The sequence below is a fragment of the Thiorhodovibrio litoralis genome, assembly GCF_033954455.1.
Taxonomy (GTDB): domain Bacteria; phylum Pseudomonadota; class Gammaproteobacteria; order Chromatiales; family Chromatiaceae; genus Thiorhodovibrio; species Thiorhodovibrio litoralis.
This window is the reverse complement of the sequence record NZ_CP121473.1, coordinates 2,587,870-2,604,770: the sequence shown is the minus strand read 5'-3', so window position 1 is coordinate 2,604,770 and position 16,901 is coordinate 2,587,870. Positions and strand designations below refer to the sequence as shown.

17 protein-coding genes are annotated in these 16,901 nt (G+C 61.1%); 10 read left to right on the top strand and 7 right to left on the bottom strand.

Translation table 11 applies throughout. The features are described 5' to 3' along the window. Positions 1–37: 37 nt before the first annotated feature. The 6 genes from folP to Thiosp_RS11540 all read right to left on the bottom strand — a co-directional run bounded on the left by folP (position 38) and on the right by Thiosp_RS11540 (position 6,495). Positions 38–862 (bottom strand): dihydropteroate synthase, encoded by an 825-nt coding sequence (gene folP / locus Thiosp_RS11565; protein WP_242518182.1) that lies wholly within the window; start codon positions 860–862, stop codon positions 38–40. Then, a complete protein-coding gene (ftsH, locus tag Thiosp_RS11560; RefSeq protein WP_201063177.1) occupies positions 859–2,790 on the bottom strand; it encodes an ATP-dependent zinc metalloprotease FtsH in 1,932 nt (643 codons plus the stop codon). Before ftsH ends, folP begins: the two co-directional genes overlap by 4 nt. Before the next feature lie 92 nt (positions 2,791–2,882). Next, a complete protein-coding gene (gene rlmE, locus Thiosp_RS11555; RefSeq protein WP_201063176.1) occupies positions 2,883–3,530 on the bottom strand; it encodes a 23S rRNA (uridine(2552)-2'-O)-methyltransferase RlmE in 648 nt (215 codons plus the stop codon). Positions 3,531–3,559: 29 nt separating this feature from the next. After that, positions 3,560–4,351, bottom strand: a complete 792-nt coding sequence (locus Thiosp_RS11550) for a hypothetical protein (RefSeq protein ID WP_201063175.1) — start codon at positions 4,349–4,351, stop codon at positions 3,560–3,562. 327 nt (positions 4,352–4,678) lie between these two features. Then, positions 4,679–5,035, bottom strand: coding sequence for a high-potential iron-sulfur protein (locus Thiosp_RS11545; RefSeq protein WP_201063174.1), 357 nt, complete (start codon positions 5,033–5,035; stop codon positions 4,679–4,681). A gap of 245 nt (positions 5,036–5,280) precedes the next feature. Beyond that, complete coding sequence (locus Thiosp_RS11540; protein WP_201063173.1) at positions 5,281–6,495, bottom strand: glucose-1-phosphate adenylyltransferase family protein; 1,215 nt, start codon at positions 6,493–6,495, stop codon at positions 5,281–5,283. A gap of 246 nt (positions 6,496–6,741) precedes the next feature. Between Thiosp_RS11540 and folD the strand changes: the two genes are divergently transcribed. Together folD and Thiosp_RS11530 are read left to right on the top strand one after the other, a co-directional pair. Next, positions 6,742–7,599, top strand: a complete 858-nt coding sequence (folD, locus tag Thiosp_RS11535; protein WP_201063172.1) for a bifunctional methylenetetrahydrofolate dehydrogenase/methenyltetrahydrofolate cyclohydrolase FolD — start codon at positions 6,742–6,744, stop codon at positions 7,597–7,599. Positions 7,600–7,913: 314 nt separating this feature from the next. Continuing rightward, a complete protein-coding gene (locus Thiosp_RS11530) occupies positions 7,914–8,381 on the top strand; it encodes a c-type cytochrome (RefSeq protein WP_201063171.1) in 468 nt (155 codons plus the stop codon). 68 nt (positions 8,382–8,449) lie between these two features. Here Thiosp_RS11530 and Thiosp_RS11525 read toward each other — a convergent pair whose 3' ends face one another. After that, complete coding sequence (locus Thiosp_RS11525) at positions 8,450–9,145, bottom strand: cytochrome b/b6 domain-containing protein (RefSeq protein WP_323697076.1); 696 nt, start codon at positions 9,143–9,145, stop codon at positions 8,450–8,452. A 135-nt stretch (positions 9,146–9,280) separates the two neighbouring features. Between Thiosp_RS11525 and Thiosp_RS11520 the strand changes: the two genes are divergently transcribed. From Thiosp_RS11520 to Thiosp_RS11485, 8 genes are all read left to right on the top strand, one after another. Next, positions 9,281–10,156 carry a TauD/TfdA family dioxygenase gene (locus tag Thiosp_RS11520; protein WP_201063170.1) on the top strand — a complete coding sequence of 292 codons (876 nt, stop codon included), beginning with the start codon at positions 9,281–9,283 and terminating at the stop codon, positions 10,154–10,156. Between the two features lie 119 nt (positions 10,157–10,275). Then, positions 10,276–11,736, top strand: coding sequence for an NAD(P)/FAD-dependent oxidoreductase (locus Thiosp_RS11515; RefSeq protein WP_201063169.1), 1,461 nt, complete (start codon positions 10,276–10,278; stop codon positions 11,734–11,736). Positions 11,737–11,813: 77 nt separating this feature from the next. Next, positions 11,814–12,011, top strand: a complete 198-nt coding sequence (locus Thiosp_RS11510; protein WP_201063168.1) for a hypothetical protein — start codon at positions 11,814–11,816, stop codon at positions 12,009–12,011. A gap of 183 nt (positions 12,012–12,194) precedes the next feature. Then, positions 12,195–13,655: a glycoside hydrolase family protein gene (locus Thiosp_RS11505; RefSeq protein WP_201063167.1), complete on the top strand. Its 1,461-nt coding sequence runs from the start codon at positions 12,195–12,197 to the stop codon at positions 13,653–13,655. A gap of 94 nt (positions 13,656–13,749) precedes the next feature. Further along, positions 13,750–14,322: a dienelactone hydrolase family protein gene (locus Thiosp_RS11500; RefSeq protein ID WP_323697075.1), complete on the top strand. Its 573-nt coding sequence runs from the start codon at positions 13,750–13,752 to the stop codon at positions 14,320–14,322. Between the two features lie 8 nt (positions 14,323–14,330). Next, positions 14,331–14,573, top strand: a complete 243-nt coding sequence (locus tag Thiosp_RS11495; protein ID WP_323697074.1) for a dienelactone hydrolase family protein — start codon at positions 14,331–14,333, stop codon at positions 14,571–14,573. A gap of 89 nt (positions 14,574–14,662) precedes the next feature. After that, on the top strand, positions 14,663–16,141 hold the full coding sequence (locus Thiosp_RS11490) for a cryptochrome/photolyase family protein (protein WP_201063165.1): 1,479 nt from the start codon (positions 14,663–14,665) through the stop codon (positions 16,139–16,141). A gap of 108 nt (positions 16,142–16,249) precedes the next feature. Beyond that, positions 16,250–16,900, top strand: a complete 651-nt coding sequence (locus Thiosp_RS11485) for a hypothetical protein (protein ID WP_201063164.1) — start codon at positions 16,250–16,252, stop codon at positions 16,898–16,900. Position 16,901: the final 1 nt, after the last annotated feature.

Sequence of the window (16,901 nt, the reverse complement as noted above, 5' to 3'; positions counted from 1 at the left end):
CGTCCGCAACACCCCGCTTGTAGCGCTCCGCTGCCTCTCAAACGGCCTGCGCAACCGCCCGCACCATTTCCAGCGCTTGCACCGTTGGCGCGACATCATGGGTGCGCACGATGGCCGCGCCGCGTTCAACCGCCATCACCGCCGCCGCGAGCCCAGCTGGCAGGCGCTGCGAGACCTCGGCGCCGGTCACCGCGCCCAGCATGGACTTGCGCGACAAGCCGACCAGCACGGGCGGGCCAAGCGAAACAATGGACTCAAGGCCCGCCAAAAGCTGCAAATTATGCTCCAGGCGCTTGCCGAAGCCAAATCCCGGATCGATCACCAGGCGCTCGGGCGGAATGCCGGCATCCTCAGCGGCATCCATGCGCACGCGCAGAAACTCGGCCACCTCCGCCACCACATCGGTGTAGTCCGGCTTGTGCTGCATGCTCTGCGGATTGCCCTGCATGTGCATCAGCACCACGGGGACCCGCAGCTCGGCGGCTGCCGCGAGGGCACCGGGCTCGCGCAGCGCGCGAATGTCATTGATGAGATGGGCGCCAGCGCCGACCGCCTCGCGCATCACTGCGGGATCGGAGGTATCGATGGAAATCAGGGCACCAAGACCGGATGCATCCAGCGCGGGCGCCAGACGTTCAATCACCGGGATGACGCGGTCGAGTTGCTCTGCGGTGGAGACAGCGGCGGCACCGGGCCGGGTCGACTCACCACCGATATCGATGATTTTCGCCCCGGCCTCGGCCATTGCCTGCGCGTGCGCGCAGGCGGCATCGACCCGGGCGTAGCACCCGCCGTCAGAGAAGGAATCGGGCGTGACATTAAGCACGCCCATCACACAGGGCTGAGTGAGATCGAGCGTCAATGCTCGCCTGCGGGGCCGCCAATTGGACCGACGCCGCTGGCCGGCTTACCGTCCTCGCCTGGGGTCACCGGGGCATCGGCACTGCCGCCGGGTGGCTGCTGAGCATCTTCCTTGTCCCAGTCCTTGGGCGGACGCGGCGGACGGCCTTCCATGATGTCGTTGATCTGCTCCAGGTCGATGGTCTCGTACTTGATCAGCGCGGCGGCCATGTTGTGGAGCTTTTCCATGTTCTCGTTCAGCAGGTTCTTGGCGCGCTCATAGTTGCGATCAATGAAACTGCGCACTTCCTCGTCGATGACGTGCGTGGTCTCATCGGATACCGATTTGTGCTGCGTCACCGAGTGGCCGAGAAAGACTTCCTGCTCATCCTCACCATAGGCCAGCGGACCAAGCCTGTCCGACAGGCCCCAGCGGGTGACCATGTTGCGCGCCAGTTCAGTGGCACGCTGGATGTCGTTTGATGCACCCGTGGTGACCATCTCCGGTCCAAAGATCAGTTCCTCGGCGATGCGCCCGCCGAACAGACTGGAGATCTGACTCTCAAGCCGCTGCTTGCTGTAGCTGAAGCGATCATCCTCGGGCAAAAACAGCGTCACGCCCAGCGCCCGTCCGCGCGGAATAATGCTGACCTTGTGCACCGGATCATGCTGGGGCACCAGGCGCCCGACGATGGCGTGGCCCGACTCGTGATACGCAGTGAGCTTCTTCTCATCATCGGACATCACCATGGAGCGCCGCTCGGCACCCATCATGATTTTGTCCTTGGCCTTTTCAAGGTCCTGCATGTCCACCAGACGCTTGTTGGAGCGGGCGGCAAAGAGCGCTGCCTCATTGACCAGATTGGCCAGATCGGCCCCCGAGAAACCGGGCGTGCCGCGTGCGAGGATGGACGCCTGCACATCCTCGGCGGTTGGCACCTTGCGCATGTGGACCTTCAGAATTTGCTCGCGTCCGCGCACATCGGGTAGGGGCACCACCACCTGACGATCAAAGCGACCAGGCCGCAGCAGCGCTGGGTCAAGCACATCGGGCCTATTGGTGGCGGCGATGACAATGACGCCCTCTGTCCCCTCGAAGCCGTCCATTTCCACCAGCAGTTGGTTCAGCGTCTGCTCACGCTCGTCATGGCCGCCGCCGAGACCGGCGCCGCGATGACGACCGACAGCATCGATCTCGTCGATGAAGATGATGCAGGGAGCGTGTTTTTTAGCCTGCTCGAACATATCGCGCACGCGCGACGCACCCACGCCGACGAACATCTCGACAAAATCTGAGCCTGAGATGGTGAAGAAGGGCACCTTGGCCTCGCCGGCAATGGCACGCGCAAGCAGCGTTTTACCGGTGCCAGGCGGGCCGACCATGAGCACGCCCTTGGGGATCTTGCCGCCGAGCTTTTGGAATTTGGATGGGTCTTTGAGGAAATCGACCACCTCGACAACCTCGTCCTTCGCCTCCTCGGCTCCGGCCATGTCGGCAAAGGTGACCTTAACCTGGTCCTCGCTCAGCATGCGTGCCTTGCTCTTGCCAAAGGACATGGCCCCGCGCCCGCCGGCACCGCCTTGCATCTGACGCATGAAGAAAATCCACAAGCCGATCAGAATGAACAATGGGAACCAGTTGATCAGTATCTGCATCAGCAGCGACTGCTTCTCCGGCGGCGCGGCCTTGATCTCAACATTGTTGTTGAGCAGGTCGCCAACCAGACCGTCATCGCCGGGGCTGTAGGTGGTGAACTTATGGCCATCGACGTTCTCGCCGTCAATGGTGCGCCCCTTCACCACCACCTCTTTCACCTGGCCCTGCTGCACCTGCTCGATAAAATCCGAGTAGGCCATGGTCCGCGGTGAGGTTTGCGTGGTCGTAAAGTTATTGAACACGGACATCAGCACAATCGCGATGACCACCCACAGAAGCAGATTCTTTGCCATATCGGTCACAGACTCAGTCTCTCAAAAAATAATCCGGCAGTGCCGGACGCCATGCCTCTCGTCCCCTGCCTTTCGACAGAATCACGAGATCCCTAGCCTGTCTCCCTGTCCTTGCGACAAGCCGGGCGAAATCCCTTGGCGACCAAGTAGGTCTCGCGGCTGTTTGCGCGCGATGCCTCCGGCTTGCGACTGGCGACACGCTCAAAACATTGCCGCAGATCACGCACCAGTTGGTCGAAACCCTCCCCATGGAAGGCCTTCATCACCAGATGGCCTCCAGATTGCAGCACTCTGGTCGACAAGTCCAGTGCCAGCTCGCACAGATAGATGGATCGCGGCTGATCCACTGCCCGCATTCCCGAAACATTAGGGGCCATATCGGAAAGCACAAGATCCACCGATGCTTCGCCAAGGACCGCGCAGAGCCGCGTCAGGGTTTCATCCTCGGTGAAGTCCCCTTCGATGAAGTCCACTCCCGGCACCGGGTCCATCGCCAGCACATCCAAGGCGATGACCTGACCGCGCTTTCCCACTCGCGCGGCGAGCACCTGCGACCAGCCACCAGGGGCAGCGCCAAGGTCCAGCGCCCGCAAGCCTGGACGCAGCAACCGATCCTTGGCGTCGATCTCAAGCAGCTTGTAGGCAGCCCGCGAGCGATAACCCTGGGCTTGCGCCTGTTTGACGTAAGGATCGCTGCGCTGACGCGCAAGCCAGCGCTGACTGCTTTTGCTGCGGCCCACGGGTTGGACTTCAGCTGAACTCGTGGAAGTCAAACATCGAGCACCCAGCGAAAACGGAAAATCTCGAGCAAAGCGCCGGTAATCGCGCCGCCGGCGGCCCCCGCCATTAACGCGACCGGCAGACTATCGGGCAAGCCCATCAGCGCCATCGCCATGGGGGTAGAGACCTCGCCAGTAATGGATTTGGATACAATCCAGACACTGGCCGCCGTCACCATGGCGACAACGCCGATGACCAGCGCCTGCTTCCACCGGTTGGCCAGGGCATCGACGGCGGACAAAGTCCGCATCCAGGGGCTGAGGGTCGACACATAGATCACGCCATTGACCGACACCAGAAAGGCGACCGCGGCAAATTCCAGTCGCACCAACGGCAGATGAGGCTCCACCAGCGCCAGAAAGGTACCGCAGACCGCGCCCGAGACGATGCCCGTAACGGCCTTGGCCACCACATGCGAGGTGCAGACACCGGGAAAGGTCACGAACAATCCGCCCGCGACACCAGCGAGCAGCCCCACCACGGCCGGCTGCCAAAGTGCGGTGGCGGCCCCAGGGATCAGCAGCAGGATCGACCCGGTCGACACGCCAATCAGACTGGCCGCGATCGCCACCTGGCGCGCGCCGTAGAGCATGGCGCCGGCACCGCCAGCCAGGGCCGCGGCAGGCACGAAGGACCAGGGGCCAAAGTCCGCCATGCGGAACAGATCCTCAAGCGCTAAAAACAGGGGTGCGTAGATCACGCCGACAATGGCCCAGATCAGCGCCCGCAGCAGCACGTGGCGCTTTTCGGTAGCGGGCGCGGCATAGGAAGCAGTCGTCATTTTGGAGCCTGGTTGAGGGATATGAGGGAACTGGATTGCCTGGCGGCACGGGCAGATTGCCGGCGCGGCATAGCCAGCTCAGGCGCCACCAGATCCCGCATCGAGCCAAACGCAGCACGATCGGACCGGCATGTACTCGGCATGAACTGGGGCGAACCTGGGTTGAACAAGCGGGTTGGGGAAATCTCAGCCGGGCGGAGCGATCAAAACGCAAACCGAACGGCAGGGACGGCTTTCGCCATCAAAAAAGCACGCAGGCCGCATCAGAGACTGATGCTGCCCGCGTATCTCTCAGCATGAGAGTCAGCTAGACGTCGGCGAACCGAATCAACCAGCCTTAAGAGTCCAGGAGGCGCACCAGCCGTTCTGGCTGACAGCCTTGCCCGGGAACAGGCTGCACGGACGCCAGTCGCCGGAATCAGCCAGCACGAACTGACAGTTCGCACAGTGCTGCTCGTTAGCCGGCAGACCCGGACGCGCTTCTTGCTCACGCACCGACTGGGTCGCGTCTTCGCTGTACTTCAGCGCCTGCGCGGTCGGATCAGTGGCGGGATCGACGTGCGGCAGTTCCTCGGCCTGAGCAGCGGCCATGCCGACCAGATTCATCAGGGGGACCGTGGCAAGACCACCGAGAACGAGCTTGACGGCATCGCGACGGCTCTGATTCATTGGCTTATCGGACATAAGTCGTCTCCTAAACTAGCGATAAACGGAAAGGTCGCGGTGAAACGCGACGGGGTTTCATGGGCCGTTGGGGCAAAAAGCCCGCAAGGCTTGGATGAAAACGGGTAAAGCGGCCCATGCCGCCTAACTCCGACCCGGCATTTTGCCTTAAAGTTCACCAAAAGGCGAGTTTCCGTTTGCCAACGCCGATCTGCCACGGCCGCTAAAGAGCGACATCGAGGGTGGCTGACCTGTCGCGCGAAGCACTAAACCCGCGCACCCTTCGGCACCACCACCACGCCCTCGGGCGAGACGAAAAAGCGCGCGCGATCTTCTTTGCGATCAACGCCGATGCGCGCCCCTGGCGAGACCACCACGTCTTTGTCGAGTATGCAGCGGTTAAGCTCTGCACCTGCGCCGACCTGAACGCGATCGAACAAAATAGCACCATCGACGATGGCGCCGTCATCAACCTTGACACAGGAAAAAAACACCGAGCGATTGACGGCACCACCGCGGATAAGGGTCCCCGCCGCCAGCATGGAATTCACGAAGACCCCCTCGCTGCCCGAACTGGGCCCTGGCACGGTGCGCGCCGGCGGGTGCTGACCCTGATAGGTAAGAATGTTCCAGCCGGGTTGATAGAGGTCGATTGACGGGCGCGATTCGAGCAATGTCATGTGCGCTCGATAGTAGGCATCCACAGAGCCCAGGTCGCTCCAGTAGCGATCCTGCGATACCCGCCCACGCTCTCCGCCAAAGCGATATCCCATCGCGCACGCGCCACCGGAATGCTTGAGCAAGGTTGCCACGAAATCCGCCTCGGCCTGACCATTGCTGACTCGAATCAGATGGTCCAGATGCTTAAGCAGATAGTCTTTGTTGACCACCACCACGCCCATCGGCGCCAAACCTGTCGGCGGCTGGGTCGGCGGCTGGGTTGGAGCAGGACCATGCAGTTCCAGAATCCGGCCAGCATCATCGCAGTCAATCCGGTAAGCGCTTGCCGCGGACTCATCCGTGATCGGACGCAATGCGGCAGTGATTTGCGCCTCCTGCTCATCGTGCCAGCGCAGCAGCTCGGCGTAATCCATGCGGTAGACGACCCCACCGTCGAGCAGCAACAAACGCCACGCGGAACTGCGCTCAATCAGGTACCGGTTTTGCCGCAAGGCATCCACAACGCCCAGATACCAGCCACCATCGACGCGCATTTGTGGCGGTAGCGGGGTGATGAACTCGCCAAGTTCCGCATTGAACAGTGCCCAGCCGTCGCGCAGATGCTTGTGCAGCGAATGGGATTTGTATTGTGTCAGAACGAGAATTTGCCGCAGTCCAGAATGCAAACAGTTGGCAAGCGAGAAGTCGATCACCCGGTATTTGCCGCCAAAGGGCACGGCTGCCTTGGCGCGTTCTTCGGTCAGTTCAGCAGGCGCGCCACGCTCGGTGGCGACCAGAAAGGTCAAGGTATCGCTGGGCACTGCAAATTCTCCTTCGGCTTTCCCTACGGAAGGTCATACAGGGGACGGTCACACAGGCCAAGACTCAGGATCTACTTTCAGATCGAATCGTCTCAGCCGATTTCCGGGGCGCGCAAGGATAGCATGCCTGTTTTGCGCGCAAGGGTGCCGTCAACACCGACAAGGCGCTATCATGCGGGGTTGGTTCATCGGCCCCGAGCGCCTTGCAACTGCAGACGCCCCTTTCCAAGACAGAGACTTTCACCCATGAGCGCACAGATTCTCGACGGCAAGCAAATCGCCGCGACGATTCGCACCGACCTCAAAGCCAAGGTTGAAACCCGCCTGCAGGCGGGCGGCTCGCGGCCCGGGTTGGCCGTGGTGCTCGTAGGTGCCAATCCCGCCTCTCAGGTCTATGTGCGCAACAAGCACAAAGCCTGCGATGAAGTGGGATTTCTCTCCGAGTTGCATGAGCTGCCGCAAGACACCAGCGAGGCCGAACTCTTAGCGCTGATCGACAAACTCAACACGGATGCGCGTATTCACGGCATCCTGGTGCAGTTGCCTTTGCCAGCGCAGATCGACCCAGAAGCGGTGATCGAGCGCATCGATCCGGCCAAGGATGTCGACGGCTTTCATCCCTACAATGTCGGGCGACTGTCGCTGCGCATGCCGCTGATGCGCCCCTGCACCCCCAAAGGCGTCATGACCTTATTGTCACACACCGGCCAGTCACTTGAAGGCTTGGATGCGGTTGTGATTGGCCAGTCGAATATCGTCGGGCGACCAATGGCGCTTGAACTGCTCGCCGCGCGCTGTACCATCAGCGTCTGCCACAGTCGCACTCGCGATCTCGCGGCCAAAGCGCAAGCCGCCGACGTGCTGGTGGTCGCCATCGGCCGCGCGCGTTTCGTCCCGGGCGATTGGGTCAAACCGGGCGCGCTGGTCATTGACGTCGGGATGAATCGCGATCAGGACGGGCGCTTGTGCGGGGATGTTGACTTCGACAGCGCCCGCGAGCGGGCGGCCTGGATTACCCCCGTCCCGGGCGGCGTCGGCCCGATGACCATCGCCAGCTTGCTCGAAAACACCCTGCAAGCGGCCGAAGGCATGACTGATGGCTGAAAACACTGCGACCGGGAATCCGCCACTTCCACGTTTATGCTGTATCCGGCAACGCCGAGCGTTGACTTTCAGGTAAAATCACCCACATCGCATAGGGTCGCGGTTCATCGCGGACCAAGCCCCCGCCAGGGTTCCCGCCGGAATCACCGCAGGAATCACCGCCGGAACCCCCGCCGGAACCCCCCGCAGGCATCCGTCTTGACCGACGCCCTGCTGGCGGCCGCCGGTCAGGCTCTTGGCTGCGACCTTTCGAGTCCCGATTATTCCAACCCAACTTTTTCAACCCGATTTTTTCAACCAACGGAGTAACTCTCATGAAGTCTATTGTCTCTTTCTCAGCCACGGCTCTTCTGTCTATTGGTCTCGCTGGCGCTGCCATCGCCGCCGACATGAAGCCCGAGGAGCAAATCCTCACCCGTCAGGCCGGGTATACCTTCATGTCATGGAACATGAGCAAGATCAAAGCCAACCTCGCCGGCGACTACAACCAGCAGCAAGTTCAGAAAGCAGCCGACGCCATCGCCGGCATCGCCAATTCTGGCATGGGCGCCCTCTATGGCCCAGGCACCGACAAGGCCGTCAATGGTGTCGAAACCCGCGTGAAGCCTGAACTCTTCACCGATCAGGCCGAGGTTGGCAAGGTAGCAGGGGATTTTGTCGCCGCCGCCAACAACATGGCTGAAGTCGCCGCCATGGGCGACGAAGCCGAGGTCAAGCAGGCATTTGGCGCACTTGGCGAATCCTGCAAGGCGTGCCATAAGAAGTTCCGCAAGGACGACTGATCAGTCGATCCTTTCACAGCTTTAGCGCCGTGGCGGGTCTCGGCTATCCGGGCACCCGCCACGGCGTGTCACCAGGCAGGTGGCGGCGGTGGCGGTGGTGGCGGAGCCAAGAGCCCGCCGGCAGCAACCCAAACCACTGCTCCAGCCAGCGCCAGCGCTAGAAGCAGAGCCGGCAGGCCGCCGCCTCGCGCCGGTTGCGCCCAATCTGCGTCGCTGCCCGCGTCGACCTGCTTCACCCCGGTCACCATGGGCCGGATGATGTTGTGCCGCCGCACCAGGGTGTAGAACAATGCCGCGGCAACATGCAGCCCAATCAGCCCTCCAATCAGCCAGATGGCCTGCCTGTGCAAACCGGCCAAACTGTTGCTGAGCCCTTTTGACACCAGCGCGAACAGCGGCCCGTCAAAGGCAATGTCGTCGTTGGCGAACAGCCCCGTCAGCACCTGAAACAAGAGCACACCAAGCAGGGCAAATACCGACAGTGCTCCGAGTGGATTGTGCCCGAGGCCATGCCAGCCCCCACGCACATAGGCCAGCACGCGCGCAGGGGTCGGCAAAAACTCGGCAAAGCGGGCATAGGTGGAGCCGACAACTCCCCATACCAGGCGAAACACCAGCAGCGCGAGGATGGCAAGGCCGGCACGCTCGTGCCAGACCATCCAGTTCCCACCCTGCAGCCCAGTCAGGAAAGCCGCCAGCACCAGCAGCGCCAGGGACCAGTGGAACAGGCGAGTCGGGGCATCCCAGACACGGATCATTTGCATCAGCAGATCACTCCTTATATAACATTCTTGCGACTGCCCCACCGCATGCACCCGGCGGCAGCCCGGATGGATTTACGCCAAGTATAATCCGCAGGCGCACAAACCTTCGCCGCCCCGGCTGGCAGGATCACAATAATGACTGAATCCACGTTCGACCTCGACCATGACAGCGCCTATGCGCGTTGGCGCGAGGAGAAGCTGTCGCGCGCGCCGCGCGATCTCGGCGCGCTGGTGGTCGAGATCAAAGACCCACGGCAGCTTAGCGCAGCCGAGCATCAGGCGCTGCTCGAGCGCTGCCAGCAGGCAAACATGGCCATTTACGCCAGCCGCGCCGGGGATGACCCAAGCAAGGACATTCCGGTGGCCATGGGCCGTGCCTTCGGCTTGCACAGTCTCGATCATAATCGCGGCGCCGATGATGACGCCATCACGGCCCTCACCGTGCAGGAGGACGCGCGCCATCGTGACTTCATCCCCTACTCCAACCGCCCCATCGCCTGGCACACGGACGGTTATTACAACACAGCTGACAAGCAGATTCGCGCCTTGCTGCTGCATTGCGTACAACCCGCGCTCGAGGGCGGCGAGAATGCACTCTTGGACCATGAGATCCTGTATATCCTGATCCGCGACCGCAATCCCGCGCACATTCGCGCACTCATGCAGTCGGACTGCATGACCATCCCCGCGCACACGCAGGATGGCCAGGTCTTGCGCCCGGACCGCACCGGCCCGGTGTTCTCGGTCGCGGCCGACGGGCGCCTGCACATGCGCTTCACCCAGCGCTCGCGCAACATCCGCTGGCGCGAGGATTCCGCCACCAAGGCTGCAGTTGATTGTTTGAATGAACTGCTCGGCTCACCCAGCCCCTGGCACTTCCACGGCAGGCTCAAATCCGGCTGGGGGCTGGTGAGTAACAATGTGCTGCACACCCGCAGCGGGTTTGGCGACGGCGACCAGCCGCGTCTGCTCTACCGCGCACGTTATTACGAGCGCATCAGCAACACCTGATGGTGCTACACTCAAGCACCGGGCGTCTCCCATAATTACCGGCCAAAAATTGCCGGCTAGGTGCGCATCGAAATAACCACAAGAGTCACGAACTCATAACCACCAACAGGAGCTTTGTTATGGCACGAGTTGTTATCCTGGGCGCGGGTATTTCCGGTCACACGGTGGCCCGCTATCTCGGTCGCTGGCTGAAAGGCAGCGAACACCAGATTTCCGTTGTCTCGCCCAAAGCCATGTGGAATTGGATTCCCTCCAACATCTGGGTGGGTGTCGGGGAGATGACGAAAAAGCAGGTGACCTTCGAGCTCGACCCCGTCTATCGCAAGCTTGGCGTTGACTTTCGCCAGGCCAAGGCAGTGTCCGTGCATCCAGACGGGGGCGACGGTCAGGCAAAGCCTTATGTGACCATCGAGTACACCGACGAGTCGCGCGCTGGCCAGACCGACAAGCTCGAGTACGACTACCTGGTCAACGCCACCGGTCCTAAGCTGAATTTCGGCGCCACACCCGGTCTGGGGCCAGAAGGCGGGCACACGGTCTCAGTCTGCACCCCCGATCATGCGATCGAAGCCAACGAACAGCTGCAGGAAAACATTGCCGCCATGAAGCGCGGCGAAACACGCAATTTTGTCGTCGGCACCGGCCATGGCATGTGCACTTGTCAGGGCGCGGCATTCGAGTACATCTACAACATCGACCACGCGCTGCGCCAAAACGGGGTGCGCGACAAAGCGCGCATCATGTGGATCAGCAACGAATACGAGCTCGGCGACTTCGGCATGGGCGGCGTACACATCCAGCGCGGCGGCTATATGACCAACGGTAAGGTGTTCGCCGAGTCACTGATGGTCGAGCGCAACATGGAGTGGATCACCCGCGCGCATGTGACCAAGGTCGAGCCCGGCAAGATCCATTATGAAACCCTCGACGGCACCGAAGCCGAGCTGGATTTTGACTTCGCCATGTTAATTCCGCCCTTCGCCGGCGTCGGACTCAAGGCCTATGGCCAGGACGGCAGCGACATCACCGACAAGCTGTTCGCCGCCAACGGCATGATGAAAGTGGACGCGGACTACACGCCCCGGCCCTATGAGGAATGGAGCAAGGCGGACTGGCCGAGCACCTATCAAAACCCAAGCTACAAGAATATCTTCTCGGTCGGCATCGCCTTCGCGCCGCCGCATCCGATCAGCAAGGTCATGAAAAGCCCTAAAGGCACGCAGATCAGCCCGACGCCGCCACGCACCGGGATGCCCTCGGCCGCCATGGGTCGCGCCGTCGCCGCCAGCATCCGCGACATGGTCAATGGCGCCCCGGAGCCAACCCATCGCGCCTCAATGGGCGAAACCGGCGCCGCCTGCGTCGCATCGACGGGCTCGGACATCTTCAAGGGAACGGCCGCCACCATGACCGTATATCCAGTGGTACCGGACTACGAAAAGTACCCGGAATACGGCCGCGACATGGATTTGACCTTCGGCGAGATTGGCTTGGCCGGCCACTGGATGAAGTACATCCTGCATCATGTCTTCATCTACCAGGCCAAACTCGGACCAGGCTGGCACCTGCTGCCGGATTGATACACCCAGATGAACGTCTTCTCTGGACGCCGATCGCATGGCGTTACAAATAACACAAAAATATGGAGCAAATACTGATGACCACCGAAGCTGGAGCCCCCTCTGAGCCCCCTCGGGTCCCCGTTAAAAACCGCGAGCCTTATCAGCAGGCTTACTACCCGCCGGTTCCCACCAGGTTCACACGCTATTTCCGCACCTCGCTCATCTGGCAGTTTTTCCGCTTCTGGATCATCAACTTCAAGATCTTCAAGCTGCTGTCCAACTCGCAAAGCTAGGGCGACCCGCGCCCTATCAGAACGGGACGCGGTGCGCCCGCGTCCCGCCGCCACCGGCGACCTGGGTTGTCAAACTGCCCGCATGCCCAAATCTCCCCGCTAGCGCTTGGCAAATCCAATGGCGCGCATGGTCCGCCACTCAAGCCAGCCTTCAGATCGAGCCTTCAGGGGGAAACTCATCCGATGAATACCCAATATACACGCTACGCGTTCATCATTACCCTGGCCTCAAGTGCAATTTTGGCTGCAACCACGGCTCTTGCGGCAGACTTCCGTGGCCCAATCGCCACCCAGGGCAAAGCTCTGATAACAGCCAGCGACCAGGCTAGGTTTATCGTTCGGGGCGTGGCCCTGGCTTCGAATAACCACAATAAGGATCTGCTCGGCGATAGCGAGCATGACTACTTCGCCCAGAAAATTCTGCCGCGCCTGCTTGAGCTGAATGTGAATGCGGTGCGGGTTTACAGCGTCGATTTGTCCCAGGGACATGACGCGACGATGAATCTGCTGAAGCAAAATGGTATTTACGCCTTGATCGGCATGGCCTCGGAGCAAGTCAATGTCAATCGCGTCGATCCGAATTATTCAATCACACTGCGGGAGCGCATCACTGACGTGATCGATGCCTTCTCGGGATACGAGAACATCCTCGGCTATTCAGTCGGCAACGAGGTCGTTTTCCCCGGCAATATTTACGATTATGTCACCAATATCGAATCACCACCCGAATGCTCAACTCAGCGAGAGTGTATCGAGCGCGCCGTCAATCTTGAAAAGCATGACGCATCCGTGATCAAAGCCGTGATCCGCGATGCCAAAGCCCACTTGCAGAGCAAAGGCTTAAGCACTCCCGTCGGTGTCGCCATGCAGGATTCGCCGGAAGCCAGTCTGACTCCCCCCGGCTTGATCGGCACCGACGTCGTCGCTCAGTACTACGCCTGCGGCATCGCGAGCGAGCGGGCGGACTACATCGGCCTGAATTCTTACCGCTATGTACCGGGTGGCCCAATGAGTTCTTATGACGGAATCGCACAGGAAGTCGCGGCCTTTCCGATCCCTGTCTATCTGACGGAATCCGGTGCTGTCGGGAACAGCAACAACCCCACAACGCGCGATTGGAAAATCGTCGGCCAGAATTACACTAGATCACTGCTCATCGACAATCTATCGGGAGAGGTGGGTTACGAATTCTTCAACGAGCCCAATAATTTCGGGCTCTACACCGAGGACGCGGGCCTGACCGAAACACCCTGGGGCGGCGCTCAGGCCCTGGGCAGCGAGTTCGCGCAGGCAAGCACCATGAGCGTGCCCATGCCAAGCGCTAATCCGGCCACCGTGGACTGCCCGACCAACTTCAACCCGGTTGTCCCCGAGCCTGGGGAAAGCATTCAGATCACCGTCAAAAACTACGCCGATATGCGCCTGAAGGTGGTACAGAACGGCAGCCCGCTGGCCACGCTAGACGATGCCATCGATGGGACGCCGAGTGTCACTGCCGTGCGGGTGCATCAGTCAGAAGAGGTGTTCATCCTGAATCCACCAAATTGGGATTTAGTCTGCAATGTCGCCGCAGGAACCCTTGAGGATGGGTGGATCGTGCTCAACAATGTCGAATGGGGAAATTCGTGTACCACCAGCCGATGAAACCCGACATTGAAATGAGGCACTGAAATCAGGCACAGGGCCAATTGGTTTCCTAATCCAGGCCAAAACAACCACGAAGGATTACGCTATGCGCATGCCCCAACTCCTGCTGACCGCCCTCGTACTCTCGGCCCTGGCAGTCAACGCCCAGGCGGCCACTGATCAATCCGAGAACACGAGTACGGAGACCGGAACCTCCAAGATCGAAAGCAAGACCGTCCGTTACCAGGACGGTGATACCGAGTTGACCGGCTACCTGTATTACCCCGAAGGGACCGAAGGGCGTCGCCCCGGCATCATTGTTGTACATGAGTGGTGGGGGCTGAACGACTATGCCAAGAAGCGCGCACAAATGCTGGCCGAACTCGGCTATGTCGCCTTCGCCATCGATATGTACGGCGATGACAAGGTCACCTCCCATGCTCCCGATGCCAAGGGCTGGATGCAGCAGATCACCGAGCATGTCGATGCCTGGCAAGCACGCGCGCTGAAAGGGCTGGAAATACTGGCCGCCGACCCGGCCGTCGACGCGGACAAGCTCGCCGCCGTTGGCTACTGCTTCGGCGGTGCGACCGTGATGCAAATGGCCTACGCTGGCGCTGATCTGGACGGCGTGGTGAGCTTCCACGGCTCCCTGCCGCGGCCCCCGAGGGCCTTGAGACGCTGAAGCCCAGCGTGCTGGCCGCCCATGGCGCAGCCGACGGTTTTGTGTCACCCGAAAAGGTCGCCGCCTTCCAGAAATCGCTTGATGCCATCAACGCGGATTGGGAATTCGTCGCCTACAGCGGCGCCCGCCACGCCTTCACCAATCCGAATGCGGATGAATACGGCATCGAGATGGTTGCCTACAACGCCAAAGCTGACCAGCGTTCCTGGGCGCTGATGCAGGATTTCCTCAACGAAGTCTTCGCCGATTGATGCCTGATTGCCGGACCGACGACTCCCTGCCAGCGCGTCCACCGTGACGCGCTGCGGCTAAAACCCAATCTCAGCGCCGGGAGACGCCCGTGCCCACGACAGCGATCCTGTGGTTCCGCCGCGACCTGCGTCTGGAAGACAATCCAGCACTCATGGCCGCGATTGATCACTTCGAACGCATCCTGCCACTTTATATTCACGCTCCCGAGGAAGAAGCGCCCTGGGCGCCCGGCGCGGCCTCCAACTGGTGGTTACACCATAGCCTAAGCGCGCTCGATCAAAGCCTGCGCGAGCGCGGTTCGCGATTGCTTATCATGCGCGGCGCCCCCCTCGGCTGCCTGCGCGCGCTCATCAATGAGATCGGGGCGAACGGGGCAAGCGCAGTGTTCTGGAATCGCTGCTACGAGCCGGCCACGGTGGCCCGCGACAGCCGCATCAAGCAACAGCTCAGGGCCGATGGCATCCGCTGCGAAAGCCACAATGCCAGCTTGCTGTTCGAGCCCTGGGACGTAAAAACCGGCGCGGATCAACCGTTCAAGGTCTTCACGGCCTACTGGCGACGCTGTCAGCCCCGGCTCTCGAAGATGCCCCCACCAAAGCCGGCACCCGAGCGACTAGAGCCGGTTGCACTGCCGTCCGCCGCATTCGGCGTGCTTGAACATGAACAGCCGCTTGATGCATTGGACCTGCTGCCGCGCATCGGCTGGGATGCCGCCTTTCCCGACCAATGGCAGCCAGGTGCTGCGGGTGCTCAAGCTCAGCTTCGCCGCTTTATTGATCAGGCCGCAGCCGACTACGCTCAGGCGCGCGACCTGCCGGCTGTCCTCGGCACGGCGAGAATCTCACCACACCTGCATTTTGGCGAGATCGGACCGCGTCAGATCCTAGCCATCGCCAAGGCCGCAAGCGACGACACCCAAGCCTTTGTGCGCCAACTCGGCTGGCGCGAGTTCAGCGCCAGTCTGCTGTATCATTTTCCGCACACGGCAGATGAACCATTGAATCCTCTGTTTGAGGCATTCCCCTGGCGCGACCCGGTTCCGAGCGAGCTCTTGCGTGCATGGCAACGCGGCCAAACGGGAATCCCGCTGGTCGATGCCGGCATGCGCGAGCTCTGGCACAGCGGTTGGATGCATAACCGGGTACGGATGATCGTCGCCTCCTTTCTCACCAAAAACCTGCGCATTCCCTGGCAAGTCGGCGCACGTTGGTTCTGGGACACCCTGGTGGATGCCGATCTGGCCAACAACACGCAGGGCTGGCAGTGGACCGCCGGCTGCGGTGCCGATGCAGCGCCCTACTTTCGCATCTTCAATCCCGTGCGTCAGGGCGAGCGCTTCGACCCCGATGGTGACTACATCCGCCGCTGGTGCCCCGAGCTTGCCCAGCTGCCAAAGCGCCATCTGCACCAACCCTGGAAGGCGCCGGTTGCAATATTACAACAGGCTGGCATCGAACTCGGCACCAACTATCCTCGCCCTATCGTCGATCTTGCAGATACCCGGCGCGAAGCCTTGGCATTTTGGCAACAGTTGCGTACTGCTGACATTCGAGCAGATTTAGCGTAAACTGATACACCGTTGTAGAAATGGTAATGACTGTCACCTCGCCAACTGCCGCCGGCAAACACTATGAAGCTGAAGCAAGATTCCGCGATCCGCTTATCGGCAACCCGAATGATCCGGTGCACCAGCGCACTCGCAGTGGTCGCGCCGCTTGCGCTTGCCGAGCCTCCCCTTGCCCAACCGAGCACGGCCGATCAACGCCAGCCTGCCCAGATGCAGCCGGCTCAAACTCAGGCGGCTCAAACTCAGCCGGCTCCAACTGAATCCGCCCAAACTCAGGCAGCCCAAACTGCGTCCGCGCAAACTCAGCTTGCAATCGCGGATGCGAGCGTTGATCTCGGCATTCTGCTTGACGGTGTCGAGCAACAATGCCGATACAACGACCTGCTCGAGCGCTTCTGGCGCAACCTTTCGGAACCAGAAAAAGCGCTCGGCGTGCTTAACCAAGAGTTGCTGGGCGCAATTGGCGACATCCAGGTCACCGACGAAGCGGATTTCCGGATGTACTCAATCCCGGTGCGTGGAACCTGGCGCCAGGTGCCGGTCAGTCAGATTCAATTCGGGTTGGGCAAGGGAAACGGTATCCATGTGCTGCTGGTAGAATTCGCCGCCCCCCCGCAACAGGCCCGCGTGGTCTTTGAGCCACTGGTCACCCGTTCCAAGCTCGCCATGTCAGAGGACCCGGACAACACCCTGGATGCCACCACCGACCTTGTCATCGACGGTGGCAAGGCACGGCTGATCTGCGACCTCTCAACCTGAC